General features: G+C 61.4%; 13 protein-coding genes. 8 read left to right on the top strand and 5 right to left on the bottom strand.

The annotated features are described in order from the left end of the window. Window positions 1-128 precede the first annotated feature (128 nt). The 7 genes from pstS (at window position 129) to phoR (ending at window position 6,888) form a co-directional block, all read left to right on the top strand. The gene (pstS, locus tag AC1DS5_RS03670; protein WP_477716897.1) at window positions 129-1,148 is read left to right on the top strand and encodes a phosphate ABC transporter substrate-binding protein PstS; all 1,020 of its coding nucleotides are present in this window, start codon (window positions 129-131) and stop codon (window positions 1,146-1,148) included. A gap of 57 nt (window positions 1,149-1,205) precedes the next feature. Beyond that, window positions 1,206-2,237 (top strand): phosphate ABC transporter permease PstC, encoded by a 1,032-nt coding sequence (gene pstC / locus AC1DS5_RS03665; protein WP_477716896.1) that lies wholly within the window; start codon window positions 1,206-1,208, stop codon window positions 2,235-2,237. Then, window positions 2,234-3,094, top strand: coding sequence for a phosphate ABC transporter permease PstA (gene pstA, locus AC1DS5_RS03660; RefSeq protein WP_477716895.1), 861 nt, complete (start codon window positions 2,234-2,236; stop codon window positions 3,092-3,094). Before pstC ends, pstA begins: the two co-directional genes overlap by 4 nt. 44 nt (window positions 3,095-3,138) lie before the next feature. Beyond that, the gene (gene pstB / locus AC1DS5_RS03655) at window positions 3,139-3,930 is read left to right on the top strand and encodes a phosphate ABC transporter ATP-binding protein PstB (protein ID WP_477716894.1); all 792 of its coding nucleotides are present in this window, start codon (window positions 3,139-3,141) and stop codon (window positions 3,928-3,930) included. 166 nt (window positions 3,931-4,096) lie between these two features. Next, window positions 4,097-4,798 (top strand): phosphate signaling complex protein PhoU, encoded by a 702-nt coding sequence (gene phoU, locus AC1DS5_RS03650; protein ID WP_477716893.1) that lies wholly within the window; start codon window positions 4,097-4,099, stop codon window positions 4,796-4,798. A 6-nt stretch (window positions 4,799-4,804) separates the two neighbouring features. After that, window positions 4,805-5,533: a phosphate regulon transcriptional regulator PhoB gene (gene phoB, locus AC1DS5_RS03645; RefSeq protein WP_477716892.1), complete on the top strand. Its 729-nt coding sequence runs from the start codon at window positions 4,805-4,807 to the stop codon at window positions 5,531-5,533. Next, window positions 5,530-6,888: a phosphate regulon sensor histidine kinase PhoR gene (phoR, locus tag AC1DS5_RS03640; RefSeq protein ID WP_477716891.1), complete on the top strand. Its 1,359-nt coding sequence runs from the start codon at window positions 5,530-5,532 to the stop codon at window positions 6,886-6,888. Before phoB ends, phoR begins: the two co-directional genes overlap by 4 nt. Here the strand turns inward: phoR and AC1DS5_RS03635 are convergent. The 5 genes from AC1DS5_RS03635 to trxA all read right to left on the bottom strand — a co-directional run bounded on the left by AC1DS5_RS03635 (window position 6,876) and on the right by trxA (window position 12,617). Then, complete coding sequence (locus tag AC1DS5_RS03635; RefSeq protein WP_477716890.1) at window positions 6,876-8,243, bottom strand: MATE family efflux transporter; 1,368 nt, start codon at window positions 8,241-8,243, stop codon at window positions 6,876-6,878. The two genes, phoR and AC1DS5_RS03635, sit on opposite strands and share 13 nt — an antisense overlap. Next, window positions 8,240-10,030, bottom strand: coding sequence for a hypothetical protein (locus AC1DS5_RS03630; RefSeq protein WP_477716889.1), 1,791 nt, complete (start codon window positions 10,028-10,030; stop codon window positions 8,240-8,242). The genes AC1DS5_RS03635 and AC1DS5_RS03630 overlap by 4 nt, the downstream gene beginning before the upstream one ends. Before the next feature lie 141 nt (window positions 10,031-10,171). Beyond that, a complete protein-coding gene (locus AC1DS5_RS03625) occupies window positions 10,172-10,453 on the bottom strand; it encodes a type B 50S ribosomal protein L31 (protein ID WP_011483184.1) in 282 nt (93 codons plus the stop codon). Between the two features lie 277 nt (window positions 10,454-10,730). Continuing rightward, window positions 10,731-11,993, bottom strand: a complete 1,263-nt coding sequence (gene rho, locus AC1DS5_RS03620; protein WP_477716888.1) for a transcription termination factor Rho — start codon at window positions 11,991-11,993, stop codon at window positions 10,731-10,733. 291 nt (window positions 11,994-12,284) lie between these two features. After that, complete coding sequence (trxA, locus tag AC1DS5_RS03615; RefSeq protein ID WP_011483186.1) at window positions 12,285-12,617, bottom strand: thioredoxin TrxA; 333 nt, start codon at window positions 12,615-12,617, stop codon at window positions 12,285-12,287. A gap of 174 nt (window positions 12,618-12,791) precedes the next feature. Between trxA and AC1DS5_RS03610 the strand changes: the two genes are divergently transcribed. Further along, window positions 12,792-15,371, top strand: coding sequence for a PD-(D/E)XK nuclease family protein (locus AC1DS5_RS03610; RefSeq protein WP_477716887.1), 2,580 nt, complete (start codon window positions 12,792-12,794; stop codon window positions 15,369-15,371). Window positions 15,372-15,385: the final 14 nt, after the last annotated feature.

The raw sequence follows: 15,385 nt of genomic DNA, 5'->3' as shown, positions 1-15,385 counted from the left end.
CCGTGGATTGCCATGCGTTGACCCGGGAAAGTGTCTGTCACATCGTTGTCACACAAGTTTTTTACAGTTCGTGCATCTTTCCTACCAACCCAAAAGGTGTTTCGATGAAATTGAGTTTCAAAGCTTCCATGACTGCTGTGATGGGTGTTGCCGTCATGTCGTTTGCCACGCTGTCGGCTGCACAGGATGTCACGGGCGCTGGAGCCAGTTTCCCCGCTCCGCTTTATTCCAAATGGGCTGCTGACTACAACAAGGCCACCAGCATCAAGATTAATTACCAGTCGGTCGGCTCTGGCGCGGGTTTGCGCCAGATTGAGGCCAAAACCGTGGATTTTGGCGCATCAGACGCGCCCCTGAAGGATGAAGAGCTCGCCAAAAAAGGACTGGTGCAGTTTCCGACCGTGATTGGTGGCGTGGTTCCCGTGGTCAATATCAAGGGCATCGCTCCGGGCCAACTGAAGCTGAGCGGTCAGGTCCTGGGTGACATCTACCTGGGCAAGATCACCAAGTGGACCGACCCCGCCATCAAGGCGATGAATCCTGCACTGGCCTTGCCGGATGCGGCCATCGCGCCGGTCCGCCGCGCTGATGGTTCGGGTACCAGCTTTATTTTCACCAATTATTTGAGCAAGGCCAACGCCGAGTGGAAGGCCAAAGTGGGTGAAGGCACGGCGGTGAACTGGCCGGTGGGTGCTGGCGGCAAGGGTAACGAGGGCGTCGCTGCATTCGTCGGCCGTCTGCCCAACTCGATTGGCTATGTGGAATACGCCTATGTCAAGCAGAACAAGATGACGTTTGCCCAGCTGAAGAATGCTGCCGGCAATTTCGTGTCGCCGGATGATGCGGCATTCAAGGCTGCTGCTGCGGGCGCTGACTGGTCCAAGAGTTTTTACCAGATCCTGACTGAGCAGCCTGGCAAGGATGCATGGCCCATCACGGGCGCCACCTTTATCCTGATGCAGAAGGCGCAGGACAAGCCCGCGCAGGCTGCTGCCTCGCTCAAATTCTTTGAGTGGGCTTACAAAAATGGCGACAAGATCGCCGATGACCTGGACTATGTGCCTATGCCCGCCAGCGTGAAGGCGATCATCGAAAAATCATGGGCTGACATCAAGGACACGTCGGGCAAGGTTGTTGCTTACAAGTAAGCCTGCTGCATAGCCTGTTTTCCCTGAAAGTGACGACGAATCATGGGGTTTTTTTAAGTGTCCTCTACACTTCCGGCTAGCCGGGCCGCTTTTGATCACCCGGCGAATGCGACCGGACGTGACATGACCAATCCTCCTCCTGTAAAGGCTATGCGCAGAAGCTCCCTGGCTGACCGGCTTTTCGGCTGGGCCGCCCAGGGGGCAGCACTGCTGACGCTCGGTTTGCTGATCGGTATTTTGCTGTCGCTGATCGTCGGAGCGTGGCCAGCCATCAGCAAGTACGGGCTCGGTTTTTTGACCAGCAGCGTCTGGGACCCTGTCAAAGACGAGTACGGCGGACTGATCATGATCTATGGCACGCTCGCCACGTCATTGATCGCTTTGGTGATCGCCGTGCCCGTGAGTTTTGGCATCGCGCTGTTCCTGACCGAGCTGTCGCCCGCCTGGCTCAAAAGGCCTTTGGGCACCGCTATTGAACTGCTGGCCGCCGTGCCTTCCATCGTGTACGGCATGTGGGGCTTGCTGGTGTTCGGGCCCATCCTCGCTACCTACGTGCAGCAGCCGCTGCAAAGTCTTTTCAGCAATGTGCCTTATTTGGGGGCACTATTTTCGGGGCCGCCGGTGGGTATTGGCATATTGTCGGCCGGCATCATTCTCGCGATCATGATCATTCCGTTCATCGCTTCGGTGATGCGCGATGTGTTCGAGGTCACGCCGGTGCTGCTGAAAGAATCGGCTTACGGCCTCGGATCCACAACCTGGGAAGTGGTCTTCAAGGTGGTGCTGCCCTACACCAAAGCCGGCGTGGTGGGCGGCATCATGCTGGGCCTGGGGCGTGCGCTGGGCGAGACCATGGCGGTGACCTTCGTGATCGGCAACTTCAACCAGCTCGATTCCCTGAGCCTGTTTCAGGCAGCCAACAGCATCACGTCGGCGCTGGCCAATGAGTTTGCCGAGGCGGCTGATGGTTTGCATCAGGCTGCATTGATCTACCTGGGCCTGGTGCTGTTCTTTATCACTTTTGTGGTGCTTTCGCTGTCCAAGCTCCTGTTGGCCCAGTTGAGGAAAAACGAGGGAGCCAAATCATGAGTGCCGTGATGCATGATGCGCGCCTGGCCAAGTTTGCCCGCCGCAAACGGGTCAACCAGATTGCGCTGGTGCTCTCCCTGGCAGCCATGTCGTTCGGGCTGTTCTGGCTGTTCTGGATTCTGTGGGAAACGATACGCCTGGGCATCGGCGGCATAGCGCTGGCGACCTTCACCGAAATGACGCCCGCGCCCAATGAAGCCGGCGGCATTGCGAATGCGCTGTATGGTTCGTTCCTGATGGTGCTGCTGGCGACGTGCGTCGGCACACCGATCGGCATCATGGCCGGCATTTACCTGGCTGAGTACAACACCAAGGGTTGGCTGGCATCGGTCACGCGCTTTGTGAACGATATTTTGCTCTCGGCGCCCTCCATCGTGATCGGCCTGTTTGTGTACGCTGTGGTGGTGTCGCGCTTCAAGTCCTTTTCAGGATGGGCCGGTGTGATAGCGCTTGCATTGATTGTGATTCCGGTGGTGATCCGGACCACGGAAAACATGCTTCAGCTGGTTCCGGCCGGGCTGCGCGAGGCTGCCTACGCGCTGGGTGCGCCCAAATGGAAGGTGATCACCAGCATTACGCTCAAGGCGGCCCGCTCGGGTGTGGTGACCGGCATCCTGCTGGCCGTAGCGCGTATCGCGGGTGAAACAGCGCCTTTGCTGTTCACGGCGCTCAACAACCAGTTCTGGACATCGGATCTGAGCCAGCCCATGGCCAGCTTGCCGGTGACGATTTTCAAGTTTGCCATGAGCCCGTACGAGAACTGGCAGCAACTTGCCTGGGCTGGCGTGTTCCTGATCACGCTCGCGGTACTCGGCTTGAACATTCTGGCGCGTGTATTGACGCGCACCAAACATTGATGGGCTGACCGACGGTCGACCCACATACCAAGACAAGGTCAAAGATGGATACCCTCACTGCCTCACGCGAAAAGCTGGCCGAGAAATCGAAAATATCGGTCAAAAACCTCGACTTTTATTACGGGAAATTTCATGCCCTCAAAGGCATCAACCTGGAAATTCCCGAGAAAAAAGTCACGGCCTTCATTGGCCCCTCGGGCTGCGGAAAATCCACCCTGCTGCGGATCTTCAACCGCATGTATGAACTGTATCCCGAGCAGCGTGCGGAGGGGGACGTTACGTTTGACGGGGAAAACCTGCTGACCTCCAAAAAGGACGTGGCACTGATTCGCTCCAAGGTCGGTATGGTCTTTCAGAAGCCCACGCCATTTCCCATGTCGATTTATGACAATATTGCTTTTGGGGTCAAGCTGTTTGAAAGCCTCAACGCCTCGGATATGGACGAGCGGGTCGAGTGGGCATTGCGCAAGGCGGCTCTCTGGGGGGAAGTCAAGGACAAGCTGAACCAGAGCGGTTCCAGCCTGTCCGGAGGCCAGCAGCAACGGTTGTGCATTGCCCGCGGTATTGCCATCAAGCCCGAGGTGCTGCTGCTCGATGAGCCTTGCTCGGCGCTGGACCCTATTTCCACGGCCAAGGTGGAGGAGTTGATTGCCGAGTTGAAAAACGACTACACGGTGGTGATCGTCACGCACAACATGCAGCAGGCCGCCCGCTGCAGTGATTACACGGCCTATATGTACCTGGGCGATCTTGTTGAATTTGGTGCCACGGAAGACCTCTTCTTCAAACCCAAGCGTAAAGAGACGGAAGACTACATCACCGGCCGTTTCGGATGAACAAAGTTGCCCCCTGTCTCGGCTCACTGCGTGTAGCCGGAATCCCCCTCAGGGGGACGGCGCCTGCGGCCCGGCAAAGCCGGTTCCGCGGCGCCTGCTGGCCTCGTACTCGGTGCTCCATGCGTTGCAGTTTCGATCGCAGCGGCGAATAATTCAAAGGGAAAATATGCCTGATAAACACCTATCGACCCAGTTTGACAGCGAACTCAACGGCGTGTCCTCGCGTGTGATGGAGCTCGGCGGCCTGGTTGAATCCCAGATCCGTCTGGCCATCTATGCGCTGTCGCAATTCAGCACCGAGAGCGCCAACCAGGTGATAGAGGCTGAGGCGCGTGTCAACGCGATGGAAATCGACATTGACCGCGAGCTGTCTTCCATCATTGCCCGCCGCCAGCCTACTGCCCGCGATTTGCGCCTGCTGATCGCCATTTCAAAGACCACGGCCAACCTGGAGCGTGCCGGCGACGAAGCCGAAAAAATCGCGCGCATGGTCAATTCGATCATCGGCAGCGGTTCGGCACGCGTCCTGCCGTCGTCCGATCTTCGCGTTGCCGCCGAACTGGCTTCCGGCTTGCTGCGCAAGGCGCTGGACGCCTTTGCCCGGCTTGATACCGCTGCGGCGGTATCCATCCTCAAGGAGGACGACTTGATTGACCAGGAGTTTGACGGTTTTGTGCGCAAGCTGATCACCTACATGATGGAAGATCCGCGCACCATTTCAGCCAGCCTGGATTTGCTGTTTGTCGCCAAGGCCATCGAGCGTGTGGGCGACCATGCCAAGAATATCGCCGAGTTCATCATCTATATCGTCAAAGGTGCGGATGTCAGGCATACCTCCATGGACCAGATCGAGTCCGCCGTCAAGTAAGGCCGCATGAAACATCAAGCCCGCATACTGATTGTTGAAGATGAGCCAGCGATTGCCGAACTGATTGCGGTCAACTTGAGGCATGGTGGGTTTGAACCTGTTGTCGTGCAGGACAGTGTGGCGGCCCAGCGCGAACTCGACGCCGTGCTGCCCGATGCCATCCTGCTCGACTGGATGCTGCCAGGGCAGAGCGGCCTGGCGCTGGCGCGTCATTGGCGCAAGCAGGCGCGCACCAAGGCCATTCCCATCCTGATGCTGACCGCCCGCGGCGATGAGCCTGACAAGGTCGCGGGCCTGGATGCCGGTGCCGACGACTACATCACCAAGCCGTTTTCAACGCAGGAGCTGCTCGCCCGTATTCGCGCCGTGCTGCGCCGCCGCGCACCCGAGTCGGTGAACGACAGCGTGACGGTGGGTGCGCTGGTGCTGGATGCCGGCACCCATCGTATTTCGTTCCAGAACCAGGAACTGAAGTTGGGCCCCACGGAGTTCAAGCTGCTGCATTACCTGATGAAGCATGCGGAGCGTGTGCACAGCCGCAGTACCTTGCTGGACAAGGTGTGGGGTGACCATGTGTTCATTGAAGAGCGTACGGTGGATGTTCACGTGAAGCGCCTGCGGGAAGCGCTGGGCGCTGCCGGTGCGATGGTCGAAACCGTTCGCGGGGCGGGCTACCGTCTGACCGCGGCGGCCACTGCCAGCCGGGTCGCTGCTGCGGCACAATCCGGCACATGATCAACCGCTGGATTGCTTTTGCCGCCTGCATGTTGGCCGGTGGCGCTTTGGGTTGGTGGACTGCAGCGAAGGGTGGGCTCGCGTGGAGTCTGGGTGGGGGCCTCGCACTGGGCGCTTTGGTCTGGTTGATGATCGACAGCCTCTACATGGGGCGACTTCTCCGGTGGCTGCGTACCGAACAGGGCAGGGAAGTGCCGGCAGTGGTGAATAGCCAGGAGCTACCTCGCTTGCCCGGTGTCTGGGGGGAGGTGGTTGACCGGACCCGCCGGCTGCTCAAGAACCGCGATCAGCAGTTGCAGGAAAGCCAGGCACGCCTGGACGAGTTTCTGGCGGCCATGCAGGCTTCCCCGAGCGGGGTGGTGTTGCTGGATGCGCAGGGGCGCATCGAGTGGTGCAACCAGATGGCAACCCAGCATTTCGGTTTCGACGCGCAGCGCGACGTGATGCAGCATATTGCCAACCTGGTTCGCGAGCCTGCCTTCAAGGCTTACCTGGCCTCGGGCAATTATTCGCATGACGTTGTGATCCCTGGCAGCCTGAGTACACCGGCGCGACCCGTGAAATTGTCGGTACATGTGCACGCTTACGGCAAAGACCGCAAGTTGCTGCTGTCGCGGGACATCACCGCCGTCGAGCTGGCGGAAGCCATGCGCCGGGATTTCGTGGCCAATGTGTCGCATGAGATCCGCACGCCGCTGACGGTGTTGTCCGGCTTCATCGAAACCCTGCAAACCCTGCCGCTGGAGGAGCCGGAGCGCGCCCGTTACCTGGCGCTGATGGCGCAGCAATCCCAGCGCATGCAAACGCTGGTGAGTGACTTGCTGACCCTGTCGCGCCTGGAAGGAAGCCCGTTCCCCGGCGCCAATGACTGGATCACCACCAATGCACTGCTGGCCCAGTGCGAGCAGGAGGCCAGGGCGTTGTCGGCCGTGATTACGCCGCAGGGGCATCAGCTGGAGTTTGACCCGGGGCCGGCCTGTGAGATCGCGGGCGTGCAGACGGAGCTTTACAGCGCCATGTCCAACCTGGTGACCAATGCCGTGCGCTACACGCCGGAGACGGGCCTGGTCAGCGTCAGCTGGACGCTGCTCAAGGATGGGCGTGGCCAGTTTCAGGTCAGGGACACCGGGCCGGGTATTGAGCCCGAACACGTGCCGCGTCTGACCGAGCGCTTTTACCGCATTGACCGCAGTCGTTCGCGTGAAACCGGCGGAACGGGCTTGGGTCTGGCCATCGTGAAGCATGTAGTCCAGCGCCACAGCGCTGAACTGCATATCGAGAGCCAGCCGGGGCACGGTTCGCGTTTTTCAATCATTTTTCCGGCGGCACGCATACGTCGGGCTCACGCTGCCTGAATTTTCTGAAGGCTTGCCCGCTGGCTCTGCCGAACGGCGTGCCACAGCAAACCCAGGAGGCAGGTGGCCACCAGTCCGATGGCGATGGTGCTGGCAGCCCAAAAACTGCCGGCCGATTGCGTGGCGGCCCGGCCTGCAACACCTTCATAGGCGAGCTGGTAACCGCCAAACAGACCCAGCCCCCACAGCAAAACTCCATACAGCACCAGCGGCGTGAGCGTGATGCGGTAGCAACGCAGCAAAAATGCGCACAGCGCCTGGGTTGCATCGGCCACATGATAAAAAGCCACCCATACCAGCAGGGATGATGCGAGGGAAATGATCGCCGGGTTGCCCGAATACCAGCCTGCCAGTAACTTCCCTGCTACCGAAATAGTAGCGGCCAGCGCGAGGGCCGCCAGGCCTGTGAGTTTCAGGCCCAGAACAACTACCCGCGCGGCGTAGTCAGGCCGTCCGGCACCCAACCAGAACGACACGCGCGCACTGCAGGCAATGGCCATGGACAGCGGCATCATGTAAAGCACGGCCGCCACACTGGCCGCGATCTGGTGGCTTGCCGAGGCCGTGGTTCCCAATCGCGCGATGAACAGCGCCATCAAGGTAAAGGAGGTCACTTCCACCAGATAGGCCAGTCCACCCGGAATACCGAGCCGGGCAAAGCCGCGAATCTGCGGCCAGTCGGGCCGCTCCATGCGTCGCCAGAGGTAAAACGGCTTGTACAGCGCTTGCGAGCGCAGCATCACCAGCGCTAGTACCAGCAACAGGTAGTTGACGGTCAGCGTGGCCCAGGCACAGCCGGCGGCACCCATGGGCGCGACGCCGCCACCGCCGGCCACCAGCCAGACTGAGAGCGGGATTTTGACCGCCAGGGCACCGACCTGAAGCCAGGTGACCAGGAGTGGTTTGCCCAGCGACTGGTTGAACGTGCTGTAAACCCGGAACAACAGCGAGGGAAGAAAGCCGAAGGCCAGAATGGCGAGGTAGTGCTGCACTTCCTCCTGCATGAGTTCGGGCACTTGCGCCCAGCGCAGCAGCGGGCCGGGAAACAGCAGCGCAGCCATGCCGACGGCAGTGATCAAGCTGCACAAGTAAAGACTTTGCCGCAAGGATCGCCCGACAGCTTCGTATTCGCGGGCGCCCCGCATCTCGGCCCAGATGGGCAGCAGGGCCTGGACAATGCCAATCAGCCCGACGTAGACACTGATGTAAATGGCCGACCCTACCGACAGCGCTGCCAGGGCCTCGTCGCTGTAGCGCCCGGCGATCACGGTGTCTGCCACGCCAAAGGCCATCACGGCCAGCTGGCCCACCAGCACAGTTCCCGCGTGCTGGCTGATGATTTTGAGTTCGCTCAAGGGTGGGCAGGCGAGCTGGCTGGCTTGGCCGCCCGGGCCTGCGTATCTGTGCTGACCCGTTTGAACACCAGGACATTTTCGTTTTTGTCCGTCGGTCTGCGTACGGTGGCCAGGAACGCCCAGTCCGGCATATTCACGGTGCTGCTGAGGGTCGACTGGGCATCGACATCCACGACGAGGTAAGGACAGCTCGCATGAGGCGTCGCCTGGCGCAGCTCCAGCTGGCCGTGGTACTGCAGCCCAGCAGCCTGGGCGCTGTCCACCCCATATATCTCGACGCAGGCTTTTTTGTCAACCAGGCTGGCGATCTGCCGCGACATCGGTGCATAGCTGCGCGCGTAGTCGAGCAAGGGCATCCAGAGTGTCATCAGCAGCAACCAGCAGAGGGTGGCGCCGCCGGCAGGCAGGACCATCGACTTCCAGATGGCTGCGCGCTGTGCACCGGCCCGCCATTTGACGAGCCAGGTCCACGCCAGCGTGGCTGCCACTGCTGCCAAAAAAGCAAACCACGAAAAGCTGGGTTCGAAGCCTGGCGCCAGCTTGGCCACATTGGCCGCGGGTTGCCGCGGCACGCCGGTTTGCATGGCAATCCAGACCACCCAGATGATGGTGGCGCAGCCCGTGAAAAAAAGCAGCGTGAACCAGTCAATCAGCGAGGTCCAGCTACGCTTGAGCGTTGGCAGGGAAAATGCCGCCAGTGCCGCCAGCGGTGGCAGGCTCAGCAGCAGACTACGGTCGGAGGCTGTGGTGGTCAGCGTGGCGGCCACAGCCATGCCCGCGAACCACAGGGGAAGGGCCACGTGGCGGCTCGCCAGCTGTCTGCGCCAGCGCCACAGTGTCCACAGCGCCAGCGGCCATGTCGGCCAGGTGAACCACAGCAGCAGACGACCCAGCCGGCGCCAGTCTCTCCAGGCCGGTTGATCACTGGCGCCGGGCAGCTGAATTCGCCAGCGCCAGAGGTCCAGCTTGTACGCCAGCAGTGCGGCCAGCAGCGTGGCGCCGGCAATCAGCAGCACCCAATGCCAGGACTGCCGCCTGCTGTCAGCGTCGGCCTGGCTGCCCTGGCTATCCTGGTCGTAGCCCCAGCGAAGATGAGCCGCCTCGACCAGTACACCGCCCATACCCAGCAGCAGGGCCAGTGTGGGCGCGCCGCTCAGGGTAAGTCCTGCAAGACCGATCAACAGGCCCAGTGCAGGGCCCCGAATTTTGGTCGCCCGGCGGTACGGGCTGGCAGACATTGCGTAAAACACCAGGGCCGTAAAGCCCAGCTGCGCCAGCGCGGGGGTCGTCTCGTGAGACAACTGTGCCAGGCCCAGACTGGCAATCAGCGCCAGCAAACCGGCGTCTGCAATGGCGCGGGCGTAGTCCACCGGGCCGGCTTCTCCGCCGAAGGCAAAGGCTACCGGCTGCGCTTGTGGGCTGCGGGCCAGGTAGTAGATGGCGTACCAGGTGGTGAGCAGCGTCAGGACCAGCAGCAGGCCGAACGGAATGCGCACGGCAAAGGCCGGGTCCAGAAAAGGCAGGCATTTGATCGCGAGGGCGCCCAGCCAATAGGGCACAAGTGCTTCAAAATCGGTGACCTGTCCGAGCAGCTGAGGCTGCAGCCAGTTGGCCGCGCTGGACGTCAACTCCCGCATGACGCCGAAGGCGGCGATGTCCTCGTATTTCCACGGACCACGGCCAAAAAATCCCGGCAGCACGTAGGCCGCGCAAAACAACAACAGCGCCAGCCGCGGCAGGCGGCGCACGGCAGACTGGGCAATGATGGCGGGCGAAGGTTTGTTCAAAACGGCTTGGTGCTCAGGAAAGATGTCTGCAGGGGGGCCGGATAGCGATTTTCATGGCAAGCAAGGGCAGTTTTAGCCGAAAAAAAAGCAGCCTGAAATTCAGGCTGCTTCTTGCAGGCTGGCGAAAGAATGTTTCGCAGCTTACTCGGCAGCTGGTGGCGTTGCCTCTTTGGCAGCGGTTTTGCCGAAGCGGTTGCGGAATTTCTCAACGCGACCACCCATGTTGTCCACGGATTTTTGGGTACCGGTGTAGAAGGGGTGCGATTCGCTGGACGTATCGAGCTTGTACAGGGGCAGCTCGCGGCCGTCTTCCATCTTCACCATTTCTTTGGTGTTCACGCAGGAGCGGGTCACAAACTTGAAGTTGTTGGACAGGTCCAGGAAACAAACTTCGCGGTAATTGGGGTGAATGCCTTCTTTCATGATCTTTCCTTATTCGTTGCGGGAGCCACTCAAGCCATTCCTGGGCACTTTCCGCTAAGCCTAATATTATGGCATGAAATCAACCACTTACAGCGGTTTTGGCCTCATGAGGGGTGATTTTGTGGCGAAAGCAGCTCCGGGGGCTTCGAAGGGCTTGGATTTAACCGAGCCGGGGCCGCGGAACCGGCTTKGCCGGGCCGCAGGCGCAACGGCCCTCTCGGGGGGGGCAGGAAGCTACACGAAGTGAGCCGTGGGGGCCATAGTTGGCGAGTCGGCTTTAGCCGCCTCGCCGCATCATGTCGAAGAATTCGTGGTTGTTTTTCGTCGCTTTCATGTTCTTCAGCATGAGCTCCATGGACTCGATTTCATCCATGTTGTACATGAATTGACGCAAAATGCGCGACTTTTGGAGAATTTCGGGCGCTAGCAACAGCTCTTCCTTGCGGGTGCCGCTGCGGTTGAGGTGGATGGCCGGGAACACGCGTTTTTCGTACAAACGACGATCCAGGTGAATCTCGCAGTTGCCGGTGCCCTTGAATTCCTCAAAGATCACCTCGTCCATGCGGCTGCCGGTATCGACCAGCGCCGTGCCAATGATGGTCAGGCTGCCGCCTTCTTCGATTTTGCGGGCCGCACCAAAGAAACGCTTGGGGCGCTGCAGTGCATTGGCGTCGACACCGCCGGTCAGCACCTTGCCCGATGAGGGCAGCACATTGTTGTAGGCACGGGCGAGGCGGGTGATGGAGTCCAGCAGGATGACCACGTCCTTGCCGAGTTCGACCAGGCGCTTGGCGCGCTCGATCACCATTTCGGCCACATGCACGTGGCGCGCCGCGGGTTCGTCGAAGGTGGAAGAAATCACTTCGCCGCGCACACTGCGCTGCATCTCGGTGACCTCTTCAGGACGCTCATCCACCAGCAACACCATCATCACCGCTTCGGGGTAATTGGCGGTGATGGCGTGGGCGATGTTCTGCATCATCACCGTCTTGCCGGATTTGGGCGGTGCCACCAGCAGGGCGCGCTGCCCTTTGCCAATGGGGGCAATGATGTCGATGATGCGGCTGGTCAGGTTTTCTTCGGCCTTGATGTCGCGCTCGAGCTTGAACTGCTCGCGCGGGAATAGCGGCGTCAGGTTCTCGAACATGACCTTGTGCTTGTTGTCTTCCGGCGCGCCGTCGTTGACCTTGTCGAGCTTGTTCAGTGCAAAGTAGCGCTCGCCGTCTTTGGGGGTGCGCACTTCGCCTTCGATCATGTCGCCGGTGTGCAGGTTGAAGCGGCGGATCTGGCTTGGGCTGATGTAGATGTCGTCGGTGCTGGCGGTGTAGCTCGAGTCGGGCGCACGCAGAAAGCCAAAACCGTCCGGCAGCACTTCCAGCACGCCATCGGCGACGATGGTTTCGCCGGTTTTTGCCCGCTTCTTGATGATGGCAAACATCAGCTCCTGCTTGCGCATGCGGCCAACGTTTTCGATCTCCAGGGCTTCGGCCTGCTTGAGGACTTCAGACACGTGCAGTGCCTTGAGTTCGTTTAAGTGCATGGAATTACTCCTTGCGGAGTTCATTTAAAAAACGGGGGAGGTTTGAAAAGAAGCCGCAGAGGAGAAAGGCTTACAAACCGGGAACTCGAACCAGCCGGTAACAACCGTCTGGCGAATAAAGCGCATTATGACAGGAAAATCAGGATGTAAATCGGGGGTATCGAGGCGTCCCCGGCAGGCGCCCGGGGCGCGGGCTCAAAGGGACAAGGGATTTGCGCTGGGCAAGAAACAAGCCAGTGCCGGATCAGGAAACCGGGGCAGGCCCGGCTTCCTGATGGCAATGCGAAATGTTCAGGCCAGTTGCTGGTCGATGAACGCGGTCAACTGGGCCTTGCTCATGGCGCCAACTTTGGTGGCCGCCAGCTGGCCATCCTTGAACAGCATCAGCGTGGGAATGCCGCGAATGCCGAACTTGGCGGGAATGTCGCGGTTTTCATCGACATTCATTTTGGCGATCTGCAGCTTGCCGTCATAGCCGGTGGCCACTTCGTCAAGAATGGGGGCAATCATCTTGCAGGGACCGCACCACTCGGCCCAATAGTCCACCAGGACGGGCGTCGAGGATTTCAGCACGTCGGCTTCAAAAGTGGCATCGGTGGTATGTTTGATCAATTCGCTCGCCATGACGGCTCCTTTGGTCTAGTTACGAGATACGGCTAAAGTTGCAGTCATTGTGTCAGAAAGCAAGTAACCGGGTCGCTTATGCAGCCGCTATGGCCCCGATAGCCGTCCTCTGAAATATGCCCTGCGTATCGCTCGCCGCCCGTTTTTCCTGTTTCCGAGTTCCCTGATCAATCCATGCCGCCAGAGACCCCAAAGACCGCTGATATCGCCGTGAACGCCGTGACTTCCCCGGATGTGCTCTGCTGGCAGCGCGTCGTGGCGCAACTGGCCGCGACGCTGAAAGCGCGCAATGTGCATCCCGCCGAGGCCGTGGTGCTGCTGCCTTACGTGCAGTTGATACAACAGGCGCGGCAGGCATGGGCAGCCGCCGCAGGCGAGACTTTTTTTGTGCCCCGGTTTGAGACCACCATGAACTGGGCCAGCAGCCTGGGTGGCACGCTGGGGCTTTTCACGCCATCGGGTGACGATTTGCGCATGGATGTGGCGGTAGACATGCTGACTGCCGCCTCGCTGCTGGAGCGGGCCGGTTTGGGGGCGCAACAGGACGCACTCGCCGGGCGACTCGTCGACGCCGCATGGAGCCTGGCGCGGGTGGCGGCGGCCGTGTTGCCCGCGGAGCGCCAGGCCTGGAGCCAACGCCTGGCCGTCTCGCTGCAGGCTGGCCAGGATTCCCCGGTGCTGGCGCTGGAAGCCGCTGTGGGACAGATTGCGCTGGCTTGGGCGGCGACCTCGGCCTACGCATCCGATCGCCTGTTCCAGGCCCGGCCGGCGCTGTTTGCGGTACTCGAAGGCTTTCAGGCTGAACCGCTGACCGACGCACTGAAGGCTCATTTTGGAGAGCGGTCCGTCTCCATTGCGCTCTGCCTGCCGGAGGACCTACCGGCCCAAGGCGAATTTCCCTTGCCGTCGCTACACGCCGCGATGGATGCCGAAGACGAGGCCTGGCGGGCCGCCGCCTGTGTGCTGACGCACCTGGCCGAGGGGCGCAGTCCCGTCGCGCTGATTGCGCAGGACCGGCTCCTCACTCGCCGGGTTGGCGCCATGCTGGCCGAGCGCGGCATCGCGATGCGCGATGAAACGGGCTGGAAGCTGTCCACCACGCGTGCTGCGGCCAGCCTGATGGGCCTGCTGCGCGCCATGCCCTGGGACGCCTCCACCGATGCGGTGCTGGACTGGCTGAAGAACGCGCCCGCATTCAGCCCAGGCGAGGTAACTGCAGCGGAAATCGAATTGCGCAAGGCTGGCCTGCGCGCCTGGCGCGATCTGCCCGCCACGCCGCAGCCGGCTTTCGCCGCCATCCAGCAGCTTGCCCCACGGGTGGATGGGCTGCGCAAGGCCTCGGCCCGCGCCCGTCCGCTGGCCGTGTGGCTGCGCGACCTGCGCGCCGCCCTGCAGTCAGCGGGGCAGTGGGAGGCACTGGCGCTCGATGAGGCCGGCCAGACGGTGCTCGACGTGCTCCGCCTGCACGAAGGCGCCGAGGCGGAGTTCGACAGCGCACCCACGATGACGCTGGCTGCCTTCACCAGCTGGGTGAACCAGGCGCTGGAGGGTGGCAAGTTTTCCCCCGAGCACCCACAGGGCGAGCAGGTGGTGATCCTGCCGCTGGCGCAGCTCCTGGGGCGGCCCATGCAGGCGGTCGTGTTGCCGGGCTGCGATGAAATCCGCCTGCCGGTTTCGCCCGAGCCTGCGGGTCTCTGGACACCCGGGCAGCGCGAAGTGCTCGGCCTGCCCTCGCGTGAAACTCTGGCCGGGGCAGCCCGCCAGGCCTGGCACTATGCCTTGCAGCTGCCGCATGTGGATTTGCTCTGGCGCACCAGCGAGGGTGGTGAGCACCTGATTCCCAGTGGGTTTGTGCAGGAACTGCTGCTTGCACAAGCCGGGCATGGCGAAAGCCCGGCCCTGGCGAGTGACTCCCGCAGCTTGCGCGCCGTCGCCGTGCGACCCACGCCGCATCCCGCGCCCACGGGCGAGGCCCTGCCGGTGACCCGGCTGTCGGCCAGCGCCTATGAAGACTTGCGCCGCTGCCCCTACCGTTTCTTTGCGCTGCGCCAGCTCAGGTTGCAGGAGCCCGAGGAACTGGAGGGCGAACTGGGCAAGCGCGACTTCGGCAATTGGCTGCACAGCCTGCTGCACCACTTTCATGAAGCACTGAAAGCGGCCCCAGCCCAGGATTTACCTGCGCGGGTAGCCATGATCAATGCAGCGGCAGAGCGGGCCACGCAGGAGCTGGCCCTGAGCGACAGCGAGTTCCTGCCATTCGCCGCGATCTGGCCGCGCGTGCGCGAGGGCTACCTGGCCTGGCTCACCGATCACGAGGCGGTGGGCGCCCGTTTTGAGGAGGCGGAAGCCGAGCGTGAAATGCCCCTGGGCAAGCTGCAGTTGATCGGCAAGCTGGACCGCATCGACCGCCAGGCCGATGGCCACACGCTGCTGATTGACTACAAGACCGAGCCGCGCACAGTGACGGCCGAGCGCATCAAGGATGGGCAGGAAGACACCCAGTTGGCGTTTTATGCCGCGCTGATGGATGACGACACGTTGGCGGCCGCTTATGTCAACCTCGGCGAGAAAGAGGCCACCCGCACCTACGGGCAACCGGAGATCGTGGGCCTGCGCGACGCGCTGATTGACAGCATTTTGACCGACATGGACCGCATTGCGCGCGGCGCTCCGTTACCTGCACTGGGCGAGGGCAAGGCCTGCGGGTACTGTGCGGCGCGGGGCCTGTGCCGCAAGGATTTCTGGAATGAGTAGGACCCCCACGCTTG

The organism is Polaromonas sp. P4_H1, from assembly GCF_056400945.1.
The sequence above is the reverse complement of the archived record's forward strand: the minus strand, read 5'-3'. Positions and strand labels throughout refer to the sequence as shown.